General features: G+C 63.9%; 17 protein-coding genes. 14 read left to right on the top strand and 3 right to left on the bottom strand.

Annotated features, from left to right (window positions below):
- Positions 1 to 36 precede the first annotated feature (36 nt).
- The 7 genes from EK416_RS10585 to EK416_RS10555 all read left to right on the top strand — a co-directional run bounded on the left by EK416_RS10585 (position 37) and on the right by EK416_RS10555 (position 9,008).
- Positions 37 to 1,101, top strand: a complete 1,065-nt coding sequence (locus EK416_RS10585; protein ID WP_127077460.1) for a glycosyltransferase family 4 protein — start codon at positions 37 to 39, stop codon at positions 1,099 to 1,101.
- Positions 1,102 to 1,157: 56 nt separating this feature from the next.
- On the top strand, positions 1,158 to 1,550 hold the full coding sequence (locus tag EK416_RS10580; protein ID WP_127077459.1) for an MAPEG family protein: 393 nt from the start codon (positions 1,158 to 1,160) through the stop codon (positions 1,548 to 1,550).
- Positions 1,551 to 1,851: 301 nt separating this feature from the next.
- Positions 1,852 to 2,988 (top strand): AI-2E family transporter, encoded by a 1,137-nt coding sequence (locus EK416_RS10575; RefSeq protein WP_127077458.1) that lies wholly within the window; start codon positions 1,852 to 1,854, stop codon positions 2,986 to 2,988.
- A 9-nt stretch (positions 2,989 to 2,997) separates the two neighbouring features.
- Entirely contained in the window at positions 2,998 to 3,699 is a 702-nt protein-coding gene (locus EK416_RS10570) for an HdaA/DnaA family protein (RefSeq protein ID WP_127077457.1), read from the top strand.
- 301 nt (positions 3,700 to 4,000) lie between these two features.
- Positions 4,001 to 6,226, top strand: coding sequence for an RNA degradosome polyphosphate kinase (locus EK416_RS10565; protein ID WP_127077456.1), 2,226 nt, complete (start codon positions 4,001 to 4,003; stop codon positions 6,224 to 6,226).
- A 162-nt stretch (positions 6,227 to 6,388) separates the two neighbouring features.
- Complete coding sequence (locus tag EK416_RS10560) at positions 6,389 to 7,957, top strand: Ppx/GppA phosphatase family protein (RefSeq protein WP_127077455.1); 1,569 nt, start codon at positions 6,389 to 6,391, stop codon at positions 7,955 to 7,957.
- A gap of 115 nt (positions 7,958 to 8,072) precedes the next feature.
- On the top strand, positions 8,073 to 9,008 hold the full coding sequence (locus tag EK416_RS10555) for a DnaJ C-terminal domain-containing protein (RefSeq protein ID WP_127077454.1): 936 nt from the start codon (positions 8,073 to 8,075) through the stop codon (positions 9,006 to 9,008).
- Here EK416_RS10555 and EK416_RS10550 read toward each other — a convergent pair.
- The gene (locus EK416_RS10550) at positions 8,966 to 9,355 is read right to left on the bottom strand and encodes a hypothetical protein (RefSeq protein WP_127077453.1); all 390 of its coding nucleotides are present in this window, start codon (positions 9,353 to 9,355) and stop codon (positions 8,966 to 8,968) included. The genes EK416_RS10555 and EK416_RS10550 overlap by 43 nt on opposite strands.
- A 204-nt stretch (positions 9,356 to 9,559) precedes the next feature.
- Between EK416_RS10550 and EK416_RS10545 the strand changes: the two genes are divergently transcribed.
- Complete coding sequence (locus EK416_RS10545) at positions 9,560 to 10,504, top strand: fumarylacetoacetate hydrolase family protein (protein WP_127077452.1); 945 nt, start codon at positions 9,560 to 9,562, stop codon at positions 10,502 to 10,504.
- 329 nt (positions 10,505 to 10,833) lie between these two features.
- Here the strand turns inward: EK416_RS10545 and EK416_RS10535 are convergent, their stop codons facing one another.
- A complete protein-coding gene (locus EK416_RS10535; protein WP_245434020.1) occupies positions 10,834 to 11,595 on the bottom strand; it encodes a carotenoid 1,2-hydratase in 762 nt (253 codons plus the stop codon).
- Positions 11,596 to 11,726: 131 nt separating this feature from the next.
- Positions 11,727 to 13,295, bottom strand: coding sequence for a 1-hydroxycarotenoid 3,4-desaturase CrtD (gene crtD / locus EK416_RS10530; protein WP_127077451.1), 1,569 nt, complete (start codon positions 13,293 to 13,295; stop codon positions 11,727 to 11,729).
- 127 nt (positions 13,296 to 13,422) lie between these two features.
- On the opposite strand from crtD, the gene EK416_RS10525 reads away from it, so the two are divergent.
- From EK416_RS10525 to EK416_RS10500, 6 genes are all read left to right on the top strand, one after another.
- Positions 13,423 to 14,574, top strand: coding sequence for a methyltransferase (locus tag EK416_RS10525; protein WP_127077450.1), 1,152 nt, complete (start codon positions 13,423 to 13,425; stop codon positions 14,572 to 14,574).
- 129 nt (positions 14,575 to 14,703) lie between these two features.
- On the top strand, positions 14,704 to 15,645 hold the full coding sequence (gene bchC / locus EK416_RS10520; RefSeq protein WP_210211013.1) for a chlorophyll synthesis pathway protein BchC: 942 nt from the start codon (positions 14,704 to 14,706) through the stop codon (positions 15,643 to 15,645).
- Positions 15,642 to 16,652 (top strand): chlorophyllide a reductase iron protein subunit X, encoded by a 1,011-nt coding sequence (locus EK416_RS10515; RefSeq protein WP_127077448.1) that lies wholly within the window; start codon positions 15,642 to 15,644, stop codon positions 16,650 to 16,652. Before bchC ends, EK416_RS10515 begins: the two co-directional genes overlap by 4 nt.
- 19 nt (positions 16,653 to 16,671) lie before the next feature.
- Entirely contained in the window at positions 16,672 to 18,267 is a 1,596-nt protein-coding gene (gene bchY, locus EK416_RS10510; RefSeq protein WP_127077447.1) for a chlorophyllide a reductase subunit Y, read from the top strand.
- Positions 18,261 to 19,712, top strand: coding sequence for a chlorophyllide a reductase subunit Z (bchZ, locus tag EK416_RS10505; RefSeq protein WP_127077446.1), 1,452 nt, complete (start codon positions 18,261 to 18,263; stop codon positions 19,710 to 19,712). Before bchY ends, bchZ begins: the two co-directional genes overlap by 7 nt.
- Positions 19,709 to 19,984, top strand: a complete 276-nt coding sequence (locus tag EK416_RS10500; RefSeq protein WP_245434117.1) for a hypothetical protein — start codon at positions 19,709 to 19,711, stop codon at positions 19,982 to 19,984. The genes bchZ and EK416_RS10500 overlap by 4 nt, the downstream gene beginning before the upstream one ends.
- The last annotated feature ends 20 nt before the right edge of the window (positions 19,985 to 20,004 follow it).

Genomic DNA, 20,004 nt, shown 5'->3' with positions numbered 1-20,004 from the left:
GTATGAGCCGGTTGATACAGTTCGGCGAGCAATCCCTTGGCGACGATCGCGATTCTGCATGCGAACCACAAGCATCCCGCCTATACGGGCGCTTCGCTTCGCGCGGGCGCGTTGGGCGGGACCGAAAGCTCGGCGATTTATCTCGCGGAGGCGCTTGCGCGGCGCGGCCATCGTGTCTTCGCGCTGAACCGCCTCAAGACGTCGTCTGTGGAGAGCGGCGTGACGTGGCTACCGCTCGACAGCCGCTCAGATCTGCCGCCTGTCGATGTCGCCATCGCGCTCAACTCGGACCGGCTTTATTGGGGCTTCAAGGCGCGCCACAAGCTGACATGGCTGCATACGCCGCCGACGCTTCGCAAATTTCTCAAGCGGCGTAATGCGCTCGCCCTCCTCTGGCATCGGCCGATGGCGGTGCTGCTCGGTGGCTACCACGCATCGACGCTCGACCGGCGCGTGCCGTACCGCCGCCGCGTGGAGATCGCCCACGGCGTGGCGCAGATATTCTTCGCGCCGGAGCCGGACGCGACGCCGCGCGCCGCGAAGGCCGTCTTCTGTTCGCGGCCCTCGCGCGGGCTCGATTTCGTGGCGCGCCTCTGGCCCGGTATTCGCGCGGCCGTTCCCGATGCGGAATTGCACGTGTTCTGCCCCCAGTCGAGCCTTGATGAAGCCGCCGCGCGCATCGGCGGTGCCGGACCGGGCGTGCAGATACGCGGGGGCGTCGCGCGGGCAGAGCTTGCGGCCGAACTCAGGACCGCGCGCGTGATGCTCATCCCCGGCGACCTCGACGAAACCTTTTGCCTTGCGGCCGCGGAGGCAACGGCCTCGGGCGTTCCGCTCGTCACATGCGGGATCGGCGCGCTGAAGGAGCGCGTGCGCCACGGCGAAACCGGCTTTCTTGCCAGCAGCGCCGAGACTTTCACGCGGCATGCCAGCGAGGTCCTCGCGGATGACGCGCTCTGGCTTCGCCTCAATCGCGCGTGCATAGCCGGGAGCGGGCTCGCCCGCTGGGACGACCGTGCCGCGGAGTGGGAGCGGCTTTTTTCGGCCCTCGATGCGTGCGATGCTCCTGCCCTCGAACCTTTCCTCGTTGCCGCGCGATAGATCCGTCCGGTTGGCGGACGCCCCATCGCCGACAACCTCGCTGGAGAAAAGATCGCATGACCACGGAACTTACGATGCTGGCGTGGACCGTCGTGCTGGCCATCGTGCAGATCGGCCTTTTCTCCATCGCACGGACGGCGCAATACGGCGCGAAATGGAACATGGGCGCGCGGGACGAAAGGCAGCCGCCGCTCAATCCGATAGCGGATCGGCTGGGCCGCGCGCAGGCGAACCTTTACGAGACGCTGCCGCTGTTCGTCGCCGCGGTGCTCGTGGCACACGCCGCGGGGCGGGAAAGCGCCACCACCGCGCTCGGCGCGCAGCTCTATTTCTGGGGACGCGTCGCCTACGTGCCGCTTTATGCCTTCGGCGTTCCCTACATTCGCACTCTCGTCTGGGGAGTGGCTACGGCCGGGCTGCTGATGGTTCTTTGGCCGCTTCTCGGATAGCGCGACAAAAACGTGAGGGCATGAAAGCCACGCGTCGTCGCCGCAAGGTGCTCCGTGTTGCCCCTTATGTCTTGCCTCTTTGGGGCGCGCCGCTACAGTCGCGCCCACAAGCAGGGCCGGTTCGCCGCTCCGTTTCCGCGCCATTGAGGCAGCGAAGGAAACTCTGCCGCGGCTCGAACGTTGATGCGAGCGGCCCTCGCTTCGACAGGCGGCAGCGCCGGCGCCTTCAACGGACGATAAATAAACCTATCGCTTGGATTCCAGGCGAAAAGCCATCAGGCTCAGGGAGTAAAGCGTCAGCATGGACAATACGATCCGTCTCTCCCCGCATGCCACGTTCTGGGTGGCGGTCGTCGCCCTCGGCACGATGGGGCTCATGGTGTTCGCCGACGTGCTCATGCCCTTCGCGGCGGGGTTCGTGCTCGCCTACCTGTTTCATCCGCTGGTCAATCGGCTTAACCGCATCGGCGTCCATCGCGGCGCGGCGGCGTTTGCGATCATCGCGGTGCTGATCTTGATCTTCGTCGCGATCTTCGCGCTGCTCATTCCTCCGCTGGTCGATCAGCTTCGGCAATTTGCGCAGGATCTGCCGGGCTATTATCAGCGCGCGCGCGCCTATCTCTGGGAGCATTACCCGCAATATATCAAGTCGATTCAGAGCACGGTTCAGCAACAGGAGGGTACGGGCGCGGCGCAGGGGCAGGCACAGGATGTGGCTGGCGTGGTCGCCAGCTATCTGCGGAGCCTTGCGGAAAGCAGCCTCGCCTTCTTCAACACGCTCGCGCTTCTCTTTCTGACGCCGGTGGTAACGTTCTTCCTGCTGCGCGACTGGGACAAGATGCTCGCGTCCGTCGACAGCCTTCTTCCGAAGCGGGACGCGCCGACGATCCGCAAACTTGCGGGCGAGGTCGATGACACGATTTCCGGCTATCTGCGCGGGATGTTCATCGTCCTGTCGATCCTGTCGGTGTTCTACATGGTGACGCTCGGCCTGATCGGGCTGAATTACGGCCTCCTCATCGGCCTTTTCGCAGGCATCGTCAGCTTCGTGCCATACCTCGGATCGACGAGCGGGCTGCTGGTCGCGGGCGGCGTGGCGCTTGCTCAATTTGCGCCGGATTACGCCATGGTGGCGCTCGTTGTCGGAGTTTTCATCTTCGGGCAAGTCGTCGAGGGCAACGTGCTGACGCCGAACATCGTCGGAAATCAGGTGCGGCTACATCCGGTATGGCTCCTTTTCGCGCTCGTCGCGTCGGGTTATCTTCTCGGCTTCACCGGCCTTCTGATCTCGGTACCGCTTGCGGCGGTCATCGGCGTGCTGGTGCGCTTTGCGATCCGAAAATATCAGGAAAGCGAAATTTATGACGAGCAAAAGGGTAGCGCCGCAGTGGAAGCGGTCGAAGGCACGAAGCCGCGCAAGACAGCGGCCATCGGCTGAGGCCGGTTGATGTCATCCCAGCTCGTGCTCGATCTGCCCCGGCGTTTCGCCTATGACGAGGGCGACTTCTTCGTGACGGCCAGAAACGGCCGCGCCTTCGGCCTCGTCGGCCAATGGCCGGACTGGCACGCGCCTGCGGCCGTCATCTGGGGCCCGCCGCAATCGGGCAAGACATATCTCGCCCATATCTGGAGCGCGCGGGCGAACGCGGCATTCGCCGACCCCGCGCTTCTCGGAAGTCACATTTGGGCCGCGCCCTGGCAGCCGCTCGTTCTGGAGGATGTGGACGCGTCAGGTCTGCCCGAGACGGCGCTGTTTCATCATCTGAACCTGGCGCGCGAACACGGCTCATTCATTCTCCTGACCGCGCGAACGCCGCCCGGAAGCTGGCGGATCGCACTGCCGGATCTGCGCTCGCGCATCCGCTCCTATCCAACGGCCGAAATTCAGCCCCCGGACGAGGAGCATCTGGCCGCGCTTCTTCTGAAGCATTTCAGCGATCGCGGCATCGAGATCGCCCCGGACGTGATTGCCTATCTCGTCCAGCGCATCGAGCGCTCGATGGCGGCGGCGGATGCCGTGGCGTCTCTGCTCGACAAGGCGGCGCTGGCCGAACGCCGCCGGATCACGCGCAGCTTCGCGGCCAAGGTCCTGAAGGCGGCGGGGGGCGGACCGGACAGCGGGGACGACGAGCCGGACGACGGCATCTGAAGCCGCGCGCCCCGGAGGCCGCGCAGCACCGCCCTGCGCCGGCGGGAGCCAACGCCTTTGCGTCTCCGGATTGCCCGAGCAAATCCGCCGGAAGAAGCTCTTGCGACGGTGCGGGCGCGGCGTCATCTTTTCAAAATCAGTTTGTTCGTCGCGTGAACGTCCGCACCATCGACCGCTGCGAGCAAAACGTGCCTTCCGGCGTTTTGCCTCGGTGTCTTGTGTTCGTCATGTCACAAAGCGCTTCCAAGCTCTGAGTGCGCAATTCACGCGTCACAAGGACGCCAAAACGGAGATCATGGAAATGAAAATCGCCGAAGCCGAACCTGCCCCCACATACCGGGACAGAATAGAAGCCTTTGGCGTGGAACGCTTCTTCAACAGGGAATTGTCGTGGCTCGCATTCAACAAGCGCGTCCTTGAGGAATCGGCGAACACCCGCAACCCCCTTCTGGAGCGCGTTCGGTTTCTGGCGATTTCGGGCTCCAACCTCGATGAGTTCTATCGCGTGCGCGTGGCGGGGCTGCACGAACAGGCGGCGACCGAGATCGTTGAAGTCTCGCCCGACGGACTGACGCCGAAGCAGCAGGTGGACAAGATCAACGAATCCGTCGTTCCGCTTTCCGCGATTCAGCAGGAGCGCTGGAACGCGCTTCGCGAGGAGATGGAGCAGGAGAACATCCAGATCGCCACCGCGGCGTCGATTTCCGACGCGGAACGGGATTGGCTCGAAATCTATTTCATGCGGCGGGTTTTTTCGGCGCTGAGTGCCGTGGCGGTGGACGCCGCGCATCCTTTCCCGCACGTGCAGAGTCAGGAACTGGTGCTCGTGCTGGAATGCACACGGGAACTCACTCTCGTCCGCGATTCGGATTTCGAGGGCGAACCGCGCCTGATGTATGCGCTTGTCGTGATCCCGAACGGTCTCGATCGCTTCATCCGTCTGCCGCAGACGGAAGGCGAGGGCGGCAAGCCCGTGATCCGCTTCATCGCGATGGAAGTGCTGATCGCGCTTTACGCGCACACGCTGTTGCCGGGCTTCAAGGTCAGGCATGTCGGCCTCTTCAGGCCGCTGCGGAACAGCGAGATCGAGTTTCAGGAAAAAAGCGAGGATCTTCAGAAGGTGCTCCGCAAGGCGCTGGTGCGGCGGCAGCTCGGCGAGGTGATCAGGCTCGAAATGAGCGCGTCGTTGCCTGCGCCCGCGCGCGAACTCATCATCGCCGGGCTCAAGATCGGGCGAGACGACGTGGTGCCGGTCGATGGACTTTTCGCCATCGCCGACGTCTCGCAACTTATCGTGAACGATCGGCCGGACCTGCTCTACAAGCCCTTTGAAATCCGCTTTCCGGAACGGATCGCCGAGTTCGACAATGACTGTTTCGCGGCCATCTCGGCCAAGGACATCATCGTTCATCACCCGTACGAGTCGTTCGACGTGGTGCTGCAATATCTGCGGCAGGCCGCATCCGATCCCGATGTCGTCGCCATCAAATGGACGCTCTACCGCACGTCGAAACGCTCTCCCATCGTGGAGGCGCTCCGGCAGGCGCGCGAGGCGGGCAAGAGCGTGACCGTGATGATCGAGGTGACGGCCCGCTTCGACGAATTGAACAACCTCGAATGGGCGAAGCAGCTCGAAGCGGTGGGCGTGCACGTGGTCTACGGCCTGACCCAGCTCGACCTCAAGACGCATGCGAAGCTCGGTCAGGTTGTGCGCAAGGAGAACGGCGAGCTTCGCACCTATTGCCACATCGGCACCGGCAATTATCACCCGGCGACGGCGAAGATCTACACGGACCTGTCCTATTTCACGGCCGATCCGGCTGTCGGCCGTGACGTGTCGCGCATCTTCAATTACGTGACGACCTACAGCCGCCCGAACAACCTCGAACGCATGTATATCTCGCCCCACGGCATCAAGGCTCGGATCATCGAGGAGATCCATAACGAGATCGCTCACGCCAAGGCTGGGCGCCCCGCCGCGATCTGGATGAAGCTCAACGCGCTCGTCGATCCCGAGGTGATCGATGCGCTGTATGAGGCGAGTCTGTCAGGCGTACCCGTCGACCTCGTCATCCGCGGCATCTGCTGCCTCAAGCCCGGCATTCGCGGACTTTCCGAAAACATCCGCGCGAAAAGCATCATCGGACGATTTCTGGAACATTCACGCATCTATTGTTTCGGGGCAGGGCACGGATTGCCATCCGAGGATGCGCATGTGTATATCAGTTCCGCCGACATGATGCCGCGCAACCTTGAGCGGCGCGTCGAGGCCATGACCGCGATAACGAATTCAACCGTCCACGAACAGGTTCTCGACCAGATCATGATCGCCAATCTGAAGGATAATCTCCAGAGCTGGAAAATCGAGAGCGATGGCAGCTCCCAGCGCTTTCATCTGAAGCCCGGCGAGGAACCCTTCAGCGCGCATGAGTATTTCATGACCAATCCCAGCCTTTCCGGGCGCGGCGGCGCACTCAAGCAGAATTTCCCGCGACGTTTCGCGGTCGCATCGGCGCCGCATGCCTGACGCAGAGAATTTACATCGAGCCACCGGCTGCGGCAGCCGGATCAAATGTAAAACTCCAGCCTTCACGGGCTTCAACAAGTGTCATGGGTGAAGCGCACGCGCCTGCTTGAAGGCGGGCAGCAATGTCAAGCAAACCCATGCCCCAGCGCACGAGGATGATTTGTGGATAATTCGACGCTCGGTTCGATAAGTGGGCGGTTGCCTGGCGCGCGCCCGGTGGCCGTCATCGACATCGGTTCGAACTCCATCCGCCTTGTCGTGTATGAAAGGCTCACCCGCGCTCCAACTCCCCTTTTTCAGGAAAAGGCGATGTGCGGGCTCGGCCGCTATCTCAACGAGCTGAAGCGCCTCAATCCCGAAACGGTGCCAAGCGCGCTCGCCTCGCTGGCGCGCTTCCGCAAGCTCGCCGACATCTGTGGCGTTCGCGAGCGCGACATTCATCCGTTCGCGACAGCAGCGGTCCGCTGGGCTGAAGACGGCCCGGAATTTCTCGCGAAGGCGGAGGAGGCCTGCGGCGTCCCGATCCGCGTGATCGGCAACGCCGAAGAGGCGGAGCTTGCCGCCACGGGCGTTCGCGCGGGGTTCGTGAATCCGCGCGGCATCGTCGGCGACCTCGGCGGCGGGAGCATGGAGCTTGTGCGCATCGATGGCGAAACGCTGTCCGACAAGATTTCCCTGCCGCTCGGGAGTTTGTCGCTGGCCGAGAGAACCCGTGGCGAGAAGACCGAAGCCATTCCCATCATCGAGGATGCGCTTGCCTCGGTGGAGTGGCTGAACCATGTGCGCGGCGAAAATTTCTATGCGATCGGCGGCACGTGGCGTGCGCTCGCCAAGCTGCATATGGCCCAGACGAACTATCCGCTTTCCGCCGTGCACGGCTACAAGATGGATGCACGGAAGGCGCTGCAAATCACCGCGCGCTACGCCAACAACTCGCCGACGGGGCTGAAGCGGCTCGCGGGCATGTCGGCGGGACGCGAGGAAACGGTGCCGTTTGGCGCGTTGCTGCTCAATTCGCTGATCCGCAAGATGCAGCCTTCCGACGTGATCTTCTCGGCGTTCGGCGTGCGCGAAGGCACGATCTACCGGCTTCTCAGCGAGGCGGAGCGCGCCGAAGATCCTCTGCTCTCGGCGTGCGAAACGGTTGCGGCGATGCGCGCGCGCTCACTCCAGCACGGGCGCGAGCTGATCGAATGGACGGACGGTCTCTTCGCGCGTTCCAACGAGCACGAACATGCGGACGAGCGCCGCCTGCGCCACGCGGCCTGCCTTCTGTCGGACATTTCCTGGCGCGCGCATCCCGATTACCGGGGCGAGCAGAGCGCTGTTCTCATCTCGCAATCGGCGTTCGCGGGGATCGATCACCCTGGCCGCGCCTTCCTTGCGCTGTGCGTCTACCATCGCTACGAGCGGAAGCTTCAAGGCGAGCTGATGCCGAAACTTGCACATCTTCTGCCGCGACCGCTTCAGAAGCGCGCGCTGATCATCGGGCAAACGGTTCGCCTCGCCCATACGCTGACGGCGGGAATGAAGGGCCTGCTCCCGCAGACGACACTTCTTTGTGAGCAGGGCAAGCTTGTGCTGTCCTTGCCGACGAAGCTCGAATCGCTCGACGGCGAGCAATTACGCCGGCGCCTGCGCTCCGTCGCGCGCGAGATGGCGTTGCAACCGGAGGTGGTTGTGTCTAAACATGTGAAACAGACATTTTTCGGGGGGTTGTTCGGGGGATAATGCGCGTCCGCGTTGAGGACGGCCCCGGCGGGGATAAGTTAAGCTTGACTCCCGTCGCTCTGTAACGGTCTTTGCATAGTTCGCAACGCTGACACACTCCTGCACCCGACGTTCCATGGATCAAGATCTTTACGCTGTTCTAGGGCTGAAGCGCACCGCGACGAACGACGAGATCCGTCGGGCGTACCGCAAGCTCGCCAAGGACCTGCATCCGGATCAGAACAAGGGAGATCCGGTCTCCGAGGAGAAGTTCAAGCGCGTGTCGGCGGCCTTCGCCGTGCTTGGGAGCCCGGAGAAACGCAAGCGTTACGACGCCGGCGAGATCGACTCGATGGGCAATGAACGCGCTCACCAGTTCTACCGCGATTACGGCGCGGGCGGCGGAGGACGCGAATACGAAGGCTTCGGCGGCTATCAGAACGGCGGCGCGGGCGGCGGAGATTTCTCGGACATCTTCGGCGACCTGTTCGGCAGACGCGGACCGTCCGGCGCCTTCACCATGCGCGGCATGGACTACCGCTACAACCTCGAAATCAGCTTTCTCGAAGCCGTCAACGGCGTGAAGAAGCGCGTGCAGTTTCCCGATAACGAGACGCTCGACATCACGGTGCCGGCGGGTGTCGAGAGCGGGCAGACGCTCAGGCTTCGCCACAAGGGGGGCCCGGGCGCCGGGCGCGGCGAGCCCGGCGACGCGCTCATCGAACTGAAGATACAGCCCCATCCGCTGTTTGCGCGCGACGGCGACAACATCACGCTGGAACTGCCGGTTTCGCTTCATGAGGCGGTGCTTGGCAGTCGTGTCGAGGTTCCGACCATCGGCGGGCGCGTGACGGTCGCGATCCCGAAGGGCGCGTCGAGCGGTCAGGTGCTGCGGCTTCGCGGCAAGGGTGTCACAAACGCGCGTACCGGCACGCATGGCGATCAGCTCATCACACTGAAGATCATGTTGCCGCCCGCGATAGACCCCGAGCTTGAGCGCTTCATGCAGGAGTGGGCGAAGAAGCACCCCTACGATCCGCGTGCACGCTTCCGCGAAGCGGCGGGGGTCTGAGCGGCACCTTTCCGCCATCGGCGCGGCGAGGCCTTGCTGTCGCGGTCCTGTTCCGATGGTCTCGGACCTCTTGGGGTACGGCCGATAGCCGCCACGATTTCCACGATCACCCACACTGCAATGAGTGCGCCAAGGACGGCGATCGCTTCGACCGTGTGCATTCCGAAATTCAGCACCGAAAACAGCTCGTCTCCATAGTCGCCGCCAGCGACCGGGCAGGGCAGCGGCTGCCCGGGATCGAGATCGCATCCGGCGACACGCGCTGCCGCTCCCGCGCCCACCAATGCCAGAATTGGCACGAGGCACAGAAAAACGAAGAGGAGCATCAGCAAACGAAAGGCGCGCATGGGCTGTCCCTAATCCGGCGAGCCGAACCTTTACATACTCTAATTTGCGCGTCTTGCGTAGGCCCGACCGTTTTCGTTCCCGATTGCACGAGCTTCCGCTCGGCCCCAAATGGAGGGTGCAAGGAAAAATCAGACGATACGCGAAGTCTGGAAGCGATAGCGCGGACCCGCCGCGCCAATCTCCGGACGAGAGGAGAAACAGAGATGACCAACATCGAGGTGCCGCTCGATTCGAAATTGAGGCTGCTCACCTTCGCGAATGAGAACGGAGCCGTGAGGCTCGGCATCGTTCGACCGGACGGCCACGTGACCGATGTCGCCGAAGCGGCGCGCAAGGCAGGCCGCTCGCTCGGTTTCGACGGCACATCCATGCGCGCGCTCATCGAGGGCGGCGCGGAAGCGCTGGCGGAAGTGCGCGAGCTTGCGGCGATCGAGGCGCGTGGCGGTTTCAATGTATCGGATTTGCGCGTCCTTCCCCCGCTGCCGCGCCTGAACGGCAACATCTTTTGCGTGGGCTGGAATTATCTGGAGCACTTCAGCGAGGGCGCTGCCTTCCGCGATCCGAACCAGAAGCTGCCCGAGCATCCGGTGTTCTTCTCGAAGGGTGTTGCGGCGCTGAACGGGCCGTTCGATCCGATCCCCTACGATGCCGAAATTTCGGCCCAGATCGACTGGGAGGCCGAACTCGGCGTCGTGATCGGCAAGCGCGGCAAGAACATTACCGAGTTCGAGGCGCTGGATTACGTGTTCGGCTACACTGCCATCAACGACGTATCCGCGCGCGATCTTCAGAAAACCCGCCATGGCGGTCAGTGGCTCAAGGGCAAGAGCCTCGACGGCACCGCGCCGATGGGACCCTGGATCGTGCCCGCGGGCGAGTTCGACGCGAGCGCTGTGCGGATCGTGACCCGCGTCAACGGGGTCGTGAAGCAGGACGGAAACACGCGCGACATGTATTTCAAGATCCCGCGCATCATCGCGGAGCTTTCGCGGGGCATGACGCTTCAGCCGGGCGACGTCATCTCCACCGGCACACCGTCCGGCGTCGGCATGGGCCGCACCCCGCCCGAGTGGCTGAAGCCCGGCGACGTGCTGGAAACGGAGATCGAGGGTATCGGCAGGATGCGGAACGTCATCCGCGAGGCTTGATGCCGAGCGCTGCGGTTTCGCGGAAAATCGGCGGGACGACGATGGCCGAAACCTCAAACGAAACGGAGCGCGATTTCTCGCGCCCCGCCTTTCGACCGAAATCGGAACCGAGCTTACTTGCCCTTCTTCGCCTTCGGAGCGGGCTTCGCCGGAGCGGCGGCGGCCTTGGCTGTCGCCGGCTTCTCGGCTGGTTTCGGAGCTGCTGGTTTCTTCGCCATCGTCTTATTGCCTCTAGCAATATGTTTCGGACATTGAATCGTGAGCCCGATTCGTATCGTAGAAACAAATGACGGCGATTTGTTTCCACAATTATTCAGTGCAGGCCGATTTTATTCGACCTGATCGCGGCCCACTCCAAAAACGCCGCGTGAACTCCCCTGCAACGTGACGCGCGGCATGCGCCAGCCGAGCAGCGACTGAACCCAGCGCTTGCGGAACCTGTCGAGGGAAACGCTCTCGTGCATTGCGTGCGCGGGCTCGCCGAGAAGATGCGTGGCGATCATGGAGCGCGAATAGAACGGCGTGTCTTCGAGCGTTTGAAGCACGTTCGCCGTGTGCCCTGCGTCGATCCGGGTTTCTCGCGGCATCTTCCAGTAGCGCGTCAGCGGAAGGTCACAACGCTCGCGAAGCTCTACCGGGCCGACGCTTCCATCGGCCGCGATCCTGACACCCATGTTGAACCTCGCGCCGTTCTGCCGGATGCCCTCATAGAGCATTACCGCGCTGTCCGAGAGGGCGGCGCGCGACCAGTTCCAGTAAGAGAAACCGTCCTCCAGCGGCTCGTCGCCGCGATTGGTGTCGAAATAGCCGGTGCCGGTCCATGATACGGCGGGCGCGTCGAACCGCGCCTCCACGCGGGCGCGCGGTGCGATCGGCGCCCACAGATGGCGGCCGCTCGTGCCGAAGTCGGTGGCGAAATCGCTGCGTATTTCGGGTTCGAGCGTGACGACGCCTCGCACGGGAAGCCCCGTCACCGGAGCCTTCTCGTCGATGTTCACGGTGAGGCGCGTTCCGTCCCACGAGAGGCTCGACGGTCCGATGGCCAGCAATTCAGGCGTCGCGCCGAGCGCGTGGCGGCATCGTTCGGTCATGGCCCAGCGCGCAGCGCCCCGCCCGTAAACCGCAACATTGATGGAGCAATGTTGCGTTGGGTCGATGAGCGCGCGGCGGCGTTCCTTCGCATAATACGGCGAGAAAACGCTGCCGATGAAGGCGATGATCGTCAGTCCGTAGCGATGGTCTGAACTGAACGCATCGACATACCACCAGGCGTAGCCATTCGGCGCAACAGTCTCGGCAAAGCGAGGTCCGAAAGTAGCGCCTCCGATGCGAGAGCGCCAGACAGCGCCGCCATCGGAATGCCCGGCCCCGGATGGACGCTCCCCCCCGCGAAATAGAGGCCCGGCATCGCCGAGCGCGTCCCCTGTCTCTGGAACGAAGCCATCCACCCGTGCGAGGCCCGGCCGTAGATCGCGCCCCCCGTCCCCGGCAGCAGCGTCTCGAAATCCTGCGGCGCGGCTCTCACCATCGCTCCCGGCAGCGGGCGAAGCGTGAGGCCGCATGTTTCCATCAGCCGGAAAGTCTTCGTCTCGCATTCTTCGATCTCCGCTAGGCTGAGGCCGGAACCATTGACAAGGGCAGGCGCGTTGACGACGGTCAGGAAGCGTTCGGCGCCGTTTCCGCTTCGCTCCCCGCTTCCGTCGCGATCCTGCGCGCACAGATAAACAGTTGGCGCGGCCGGAAGTTTTCGCTGCCGGAATATAGCGTCAAATTCCGAGCTATAAGGTGCGGCTGGAAAGAAGACAGTATGCCGCGCCAGAGGCAAGCCCGAAACGTCCGCCTGAAAGGCGAGCGTCAGCGCCGACAGCGAACGTCGGCGAGGCGGAACGCGGCGGGTGGCGTTCGCGGCATCGCGGCCCAGGTGGCCCGCCGCGACGGGAGAGGGGTCGGCGTTGAGCACCACGGCTTCGGCGGCGACATGCTCGCCACTCGCGAGGCGAACGCCCGAAGCCCGGCCGAATTCGGCGGTCACTTCCGCCACTTCCATGCCGTAGCGGTAGACGACGCCGAGCCTTCGCCCGAGCGCTTCGAGCGCGCGGGCGATCTTGTGCATGCCGCCGTTCACGAGCCACACGCCCTGCTGCTCGACATGCGCCACGAGCATCAGCGTCGCGGGCGAGGCGAAAGGCGAGGCACCGCAGTAGGTGGAGTAGCGCGCGAAAAGCTGGCGCAGCCGCGCATCGCTCATGTGGCGGCAAACGGCGTTCCAGAAGGTCTCGTAAGGGTTCATGCGCCAGAGATCGGAGAAGGCGAGGGGGCCGACGCGCCAGATCAGTTTCGGCAGGCTCGGCTTCTGCGCCCGGATGAACGAGCGGTCGAGGATGTGATAGATTTCGGCTGCCTCACGGCAGAAGGCGCGGTAGCCTTTCGCGTTCTCAAGCCCTGCGAACCCCGCGATCGCGTCGAAGCTGCGCCCTTCGTCCGCGAAGAGGTCGAGCGTGCTTCCGTCTTCCCACGCGTGGCGCGCAATGATTTCCGCGGGCGTGACGGTGAGATAATCCGAAAGCGAGGCGCCCGCCTTTTCGAAAATCGCCTCGAAGACGTCGCGCATGGTAAAGACGGTCGGACCGGCGTCGATGGCCACTCCGCCTGCGTCGACTTCGCGCATCTTGCCGCCCGGCTTGTCGAATTTCTCGACAACGGTGACGGCCAGACCTTCTGCGGCGAGACTGACAGCGGCGGACAGCCCGCCTATGCCCGCACCGACGATGACGACACGAGTCTCCGGCAAATGTATCTCCCGCAAGAACGGCGTTGACACGCCGACCGGTGACCGTCCAAGAGTGACGGCAGGGCTTGGGACAAAAAGCAGAACGAACAGGCCACGCGCGGTGACTCTCTCTCGAAATATCGCAAAATTGGATAAACGAAGCAACTTTACCGCGCTGCTGGATCGCGCGTTTGCGTTCCGCGACCGGGTGCTGTCGAGCCCGCGCTTCATCCGCTTCGCCGAAACATTTCCGCTGACCCGCCCGATTGCGCGGCGCGAGGCGGGGGCGCTGTTCGATCTCTGCTCCGGCTTCATCTATTCGCAGGTGCTGCTTTCGTGCGTGCGGCTCGGCCTGTTCGATCATCTGCGCGACGGACCTTTGGCGCGGGACGAAATCGCGCGGCGGCTCGGGCTTGGCGAGGATGCCACGGCGCGGCTTCTGACGGCGGCGGTCGCCCTGCGGCTCGTGGAGGAGCGAAGCGGCGGGCGTCATGGCCTCGGGCGGCTCGGCGCGGCGGTACTCGCGAGTCCGGGCCTCACCGCGATGGTGGAGCATCACGGCCTCGTTTATCGCGATCTGACCGATCCGGTCGCGCTTCTGCGCGGCGAAGCGAAGGCGCATGGCGCGGGCGAGCCGACGGCGGACAGGGGCACGCATCTCGCCTCCTACTGGCCCTATGCCGAGGGCGACACGAGCGCGGATCTCGACGCGGTTTCAGCCTATACGGCGCTGATGGCGGCGACGCAGCCCGCCATCGCCGAGGAAGTGCTCGACGCCTACGATTTCAGGCGCCATCGCTGCCTGATGGATGTCGGCGGCGGCGACGGCACGTTCCTGCGCGCGGCGGCAAGGCGCGTGCCCGGCCTCGACCTCGTGCTGTTCGACGTGCCCGCCGTGGCCGATCTCGCCAATGCGAAATTCAAGGCGGCGAACCTCGCTCACCGGGCGAAAGCGGCGGGCGGCGATTTCACGAAGGAATTGCCGAAGGGGGCGGACGTCGTGACGCTCGTTCGCGTGCTGCTCGACCATGACGACGACACGGCGCTGAAAATCCTCACATCCGTCCGCGCCGCGTTGCCGCAAGGCGGCGTGCTGGTGGTGGCCGAACCGATGGCGGGAACGCGTGGCGCTGAAAAGGTCGCGGCCTATTTCAGTTTCTATCTGATGGCAATGGGACGCGGCAGACCCCGCACCGAAGCGCAGCTTCGCGACCTGCTGCGGCGCGCCGGTTTCACCTCTGTCAGGCGGCGCGGCACTCATCAACCCCTGCTCGTTCGCGTGCTCGAAGCCTCATTCTGACATCTAGGAAGCCTCATTCTGACATCTAGAACGAGTGTAAGTTTGAATTGACATATAAGTCGGTCAAGCTAGGATGACACGGCTTCCGAAGAGACTAGTTGCGCAATGGCCCTCCTTCAAGAGTTCCCAATCGAGACGATCGCAGTCGTTCTGGAAGAGCCCGAAAAGCTCGGCCTGCGGCGGCTTGCGCTTCCATCTCCGGGGGATGCCGATGTCGTCGTCGACGTCGAATGGAGCGGCATCAGCACGGGCACGGAACGCCTTCTTTATACCGGGCGCATGCCGCATTTTCCGGGCATGGGCTATCCGCTGGTGCCGGGCTACGAGTCCGTAGGCCGCATTTCATGGGCGGGTCCGGCTGCCGGGATCGCGGTCGGCGAGCGCGTTTTCATTCCCGGTGCAAACTGTTACGGCGAAATTCGCGGGCTCTTCGGCGGCACGGCGTCACGCATCGTGATGCCGGGCGCACGCGCCATTCCGATTGCCGAAAGCCTGGGCGAGCAGGGCATTCTTTTCGCGCTCTCGGCGACCGCGCATCACGCGGCGTTCTCGGACAAGGGCGTTCCCGCCGACCTCATCATCGGCCATGGCGTTCTTGGTCGTCTCATCGCGCGGATCGTGGTCGCGAGCGGTGCTCCGGCGCCGACGGTTTGGGAAAAGAACCCGGCGCGTTTCGATGGCGCGCAAGGATATACGGTGCTCGATCCCGAACAGGATCCGCGCCGCGATTATCGGGTCATCTGCGACGTGAGCGGAGACTCAGGCATCATCGACACGCTGGTGGCGCGGCTCGCGCCCGGCGGCGAAATCATCCTCGCCGGTTTCTATGCCGACCGGCTCTCCTTCAGCTTCCCGCCCGCCTTCATGAAGGAAGCGCGGTTCAGGGTCGCCGCACAGTGGCAGAAGGCCGACATCGCGTCCGTGTCGAAACTCGTGGACAGCGGCCTTTTGTCGTTTGACGGGCTGATCACACATCGCGTTTCTGCCGACAATGCGCCTGCCGCATATCGCACGGCGTTCGAAGATCCGGCCTGTCTCAAGATGGTATTAGATTGGAGAACGTTAGCATGAGCCTTGACGCCAACGAAGCCAACGCCCTCGAACGGCAAGCGGCGCAGCTTCGCGCCGAGGCCCATGAAGAACCCGCCGCTCCGCCTTCGGGCGAGGCGAAGAAAGAAACGCAGATCATCGCGATCTACGGCAAGGGCGGCATCGGCAAGAGCTTCACGCTCTCGAACCTCTCCTACATGATGGCCCAGCAGGGCAAACGCGTGCTTCTCATCGGCTGCGACCCCAAGAGCGACACCACGTCGCTCCTGTTCGGCGGACGCGCCACCCCGACCATCATCGAGACGTCGTCGAAGAAGAAGGCCGCCGGCGAGGAACTGCGCATCGAGGACGTCTGCTTCAAGCGCGACGGCGTTTTCGCGATGGAACTTGGCGGCCCGGAAGTCGGGCGCGGCTGCGGCGGTCGCGGCATCATCCACGGCTTCGAGACGCTGGAAAAGCTCGGCTTCCACGAATGGGGCTTCGACTACGTGCTGCTCGACTTTCTGGGCGACGTGGTGTGCGGCGGCTTCGGTCTGCCGATCGCGCGCGACATGTGCCAGAAGGTGATCATCGTCGGCTCGAACGACCTCCAGTCGCTTTACGTGGCGAACAACGTCTGCTCGGCTGTGGAATATTTCCGCAAGCTCGGCGGCAATGTGGGCGTCGCCGGTATCGTCATCAACAAGGACGACGGCACGGGCGAAGCGCAGGCGTTCGCCGAAGCGGTCGGCATCCCGATCCTGTCGGCGATTCCGCAGCACGAAGAACTGCGCCGCAAGAGCGCGAATTATCAGATCGTGGCGATACCCGGCACCACCTGGGGGCCGACCTTCGAGACGCTCGCCACCAACGTGGCCGAAGCGCCGCCGGTGCGTCCGAAGCCCCTTTCGCAGGACGGTCTGCTGAATTTGTTCAAAGGGGATGCGGTGGGCCGTGGAATCGTGCTCGAACCGGCATCGCAGGCCGACATGCGCGGCCATGAGATCGTCGAGAAGCCCTCCCTCGAAATCGTCTACGACGTAGCCTGAAGCAGTTTTGCGAGTTCCCATGACAGCACTTGAACGCCATTCCTCACAAGCCGCGGCCGGCGAAGTCGTTCACGACGACGCCGGACGGATCGCGGCTGCGGAGACATCGGCCGTCAAGACTGAAGCGGGCGTCGACGGTATCGCGGGCGTCGGCTGTCATGCGGGCGCCGCGGAAATGAAGAAGGCCGCCGCCGCCGCCGGCCAGAGCGAGCTTCTGGAGAAGTTGGCGAAGGATTATCCGCAAGGGCCGCACGACCAGCCGCAGACCATGTGTCCGGCCTTCGGGTCGCTGCGCATCGGGCTTCGCATGCGGCGCACGGCAACCGTTCTTTCCGGCTCCGCCTGCTGCGTCTACGGCCTGACCTTCACCTCTCATTTCTACGGCGCGAAACGCACCGTCGGCTACGTCCCCTTCAGTTCGGAAACGCTCGTCACCGGCAAGCTCTTCGAAGACATCCGCGAGGCCGTTCACAAGCTCGCGGACCCGGATCAGTACGACGCTATCGTCGTCACCAATCTCTGCGTTCCGTCCGCCTCCGGCGTTCCGCTGCGTCTCCTGCCGAAGGAGATCAACGGCGTTCGCGTGGTCGGCATCGACGTCCCGGGCTTCGGCGTGCCGACGCATGCGGAGGCGAAGGACGTGCTTTCCGGCGCGATGCTGCGCTATGCGCGCGGCGAGGCCGAAGCGGGTCCCGTGCAGGCGCCGCGCGGCGGACGCTCCGAAAAGCCGACCATCACGCTCGTCGGCGAGATGTTTCCGGCCGACCCCGTCACCATCGGCATGATGCTTGAGCCGCTCGGCCTCGCCGCCGGGCCGGTCGTGCCGACGCGCGAGTGGCGCGAACTTTATTCCGCGCTCGACTGCGCCGCCGTCGCGGCGATCCACCCCTTCTACACCGCGTCGTTCCGCGAATTCGAGGCGGCTGGCCGCTCGATCGCGGGCTCGGCGCCCGTCGGGTATGACGGCACGGCTGCGTGGCTTCTAGCCATCGGTGAGCTTTGCGGCATCGCGCGCGACAAGGTCGACACCGCGCTGAACCGCATTCTGCCCGCCGTCCGCACCGCGCTCGCGAAAGCCCCGGTAAAAGGCCGCATCGTCGTTTCCGGCTATGAAGGGTCTGAGCTGCTGGTTGCGCGCCTGCTGATCGAAAGTGGCGCGGATGTGCCCTATGTCGGCACGGCTTGCCCAAAGACTCGCTGGTCGGACTCAGACCGCGAATGGCTGGAAGCGAAGGGTGTTCGCGTCCAATACCGCGCCTCGCTCGAACAGGACATCGCTGCGGTGGACGAGTTCCATCCCGACCTCGCCATCGGCACCACGCCGGTCGTGCAGCACGCGAAAGCGAATGCGATCCCCGGCCTCTATTTCACCAACCTCATTTCCGCGCGACCGCTCATGGGCGTCGCGGGCGCGGGCTCTCTCGCGCAGGTGGTCAACGCGGCCATCGCCAGCAAGGCCCGCTTCGAGGAAATGAAGGCATTCTTCGGCAGCGTCGGCACGGGCTACCAGGCCGGTGTGTTCGATGAGGCTCCGAAAGAGCCCGCGAAGGTCAAGGAACTGCCGTTGAAAAAATCGTCGGCAACCGATCTTCCGAAGGAGGCCATCGGATGCTGATCGCCGATCTCGACAGGGCTGGCGGCTATTGGGGCGCGGTTTACGTCTTCACGGCCGTCAAAGGGCTTCAGGTCATCATCGACGGCCCCGTGGGCTGCGAAAACCTGCCGGTGACGGCGGTGCTGCATTACACCAACGCGCTGCCCCCGCACGAGCTTCCCATCGTCGTCACGGGGCTTTCCGAGGAAGAACTCGGCAAGACCGGGACCGAGGGCGCCATGAGACGCGCCCACAAGGTTCTCGATCCCAGGATGCCGAGCGTCGTCGTCACGGGCTCCATCGCGGAGATGATCGGCGGCGGTGTCACGCCCGAGGGCATGAACATCCAGCGCTTCCTTCCGCGCACGATCGACGAAGACCAGTGGCAGAGCGCCGACCGTGCGCTCGTCTGGCTCTGGAAGGAATACGGCGTCAAGAAGAAGGCCAAGGCGAGGCCGAAGGCGGCCGACTCCAAGCCGAGCGTGAACATCATCGGGCCGAGCTACGGCGTCTTCAATACGCCGTCCGACCTCGCCGAGATCCGCCGCCTGGTGGAAGGGATCGGCGCCGAGGTCAACCTCGTCTTCCCGCAGGGGACGCACCTCAACGACGTTCCGCGCCTCGCCGACGCCGATGCGAATATCTGCCTTTATCGCGAATTTGGCCGCCTCTTGTGCGAGGCGCTCGACAAGCCCTATCTGCAGGCGCCGATCGGGCTGCACTCGACGACGAAGTTCCTGCGCGCGCTCGGCGAGACGCTCGGCCTCGATCCTGAACCGTTCATCGAGCGGGAGAAGCAGACGACCATCAAGCCGCTCTGGGATCTCTGGCGGTCGGTGACGCAGGACTTCTTCGGAACGGCAAGCTTCGCCATCGTTGCGAACGAGACATATGCGCGCGGCGTCCGCCATTTCCTAGAGGATGAACTGGGTCTGCCTTGTACTTTCGCAGTATCCCGGCGCACGGGAGCGAAGACCGACAACGACGAAGTGCGCCGACTGATCCGCGAAAAGCCGCCGCTGGTGCTGTTCGGCTCGTATAACGAACGCATGTATCTGGCCGAAGCGGGCGGACGTTCGATGTATATCCCCGCTTCTTTTCCGGGCGCGATCATTCGCCGCCATACAGGAACGCCCTTTATGGGCTACGCTGGCGCTACCTACCTCGTGCAGGAAGTCTGCAACGCATTGTTCGACGCACTTTTCAATATTCTGCCCTTGGGGAAAGATCTGGACCGGATCGAGGCGACGCCTTCTCGCCTGGTGCGCCAGCTCCCCTGGGACGAGGACGCCAAGGCACTTTTCGACGAAATCGTCGAAGCGCAGCCGGTGCTCGTTCGTATCTCGGCGGCAAAGCGGCTGAGGGACGCAGCGGAGAAATCCGCGCGCGATGCGGGGGAAGTGAGGGTTACAGTGGCGCGCCTCGGCCAGACGAGCGCACTGGCTGTCGATGGGAGGGCCGCATGACGGCTGCGGATCTCGAATCGGGCAAGACTGAGAAGGATACGAAGACCGTGTCTTCCCTGACCGCTCAAGGCTGCCATACGCACGCCCGCATCCGGGCGCGGGAGGCGCAGGAGTTTCGGCTGATGTTTATCGCCACTTTTCCGCTTTTTCTGGCGGCAGGGCTGGTGAAGCGTGCAGTTTCCCCGCGACGCGGTGCCGCGCGGCGGAAATCCGTCTTCGCTGAAGCCCGCGCGGCTGCCAATACGTGTATTCCATTCGCTTTCATGCGATAGGAAAAGGTTTCGCCCGGAAT

The organism is Rhodomicrobium lacus (genome assembly GCF_003992725.1).
Taxonomy (GTDB): domain Bacteria; phylum Pseudomonadota; class Alphaproteobacteria; order Rhizobiales; family Rhodomicrobiaceae; genus Rhodomicrobium; species Rhodomicrobium lacus.
The sequence above is the reverse complement of the archived record's forward strand: the minus strand, read 5'-3'. Positions and strand labels throughout refer to the sequence as shown.

Coding starts and splice junctions, on each gene's coding strand:
- EK416_RS10580 (WP_127077459.1), top strand. CDS start 1,158: ATGACCACGGAACTTACGATGCTGGCGTGGACCGTCGTGCTGGCCATC.
- EK416_RS10575 (WP_127077458.1), top strand. CDS start 1,852: ATGGACAATACGATCCGTCTCTCCCCGCATGCCACGTTCTGGGTGGCG.
- EK416_RS10570 (WP_127077457.1), top strand. CDS start 2,998: ATGTCATCCCAGCTCGTGCTCGATCTGCCCCGGCGTTTCGCCTATGAC.
- EK416_RS10565 (WP_127077456.1), top strand. CDS start 4,001: ATGAAAATCGCCGAAGCCGAACCTGCCCCCACATACCGGGACAGAATA.
- EK416_RS10555 (WP_127077454.1), top strand. CDS start 8,073: ATGGATCAAGATCTTTACGCTGTTCTAGGGCTGAAGCGCACCGCGACG.
- EK416_RS10550 (WP_127077453.1), bottom strand. CDS start 9,355: ATGCGCGCCTTTCGTTTGCTGATGCTCCTCTTCGTTTTTCTGTGCCTC.
- EK416_RS10545 (WP_127077452.1), top strand. CDS start 9,560: ATGACCAACATCGAGGTGCCGCTCGATTCGAAATTGAGGCTGCTCACC.
- EK416_RS10535 (WP_245434020.1), bottom strand. CDS start 11,595: ATGACCGAACGATGCCGCCACGCGCTCGGCGCGACGCCTGAATTGCTG.
- EK416_RS10515 (WP_127077448.1), top strand. CDS start 15,642: ATGAGCCTTGACGCCAACGAAGCCAACGCCCTCGAACGGCAAGCGGCG.
- bchY (WP_127077447.1), top strand. CDS start 16,672: ATGACAGCACTTGAACGCCATTCCTCACAAGCCGCGGCCGGCGAAGTC.
- bchZ (WP_127077446.1), top strand. CDS start 18,261: ATGCTGATCGCCGATCTCGACAGGGCTGGCGGCTATTGGGGCGCGGTT.
- EK416_RS10500 (WP_245434117.1), top strand. CDS start 19,709: ATGACGGCTGCGGATCTCGAATCGGGCAAGACTGAGAAGGATACGAAG.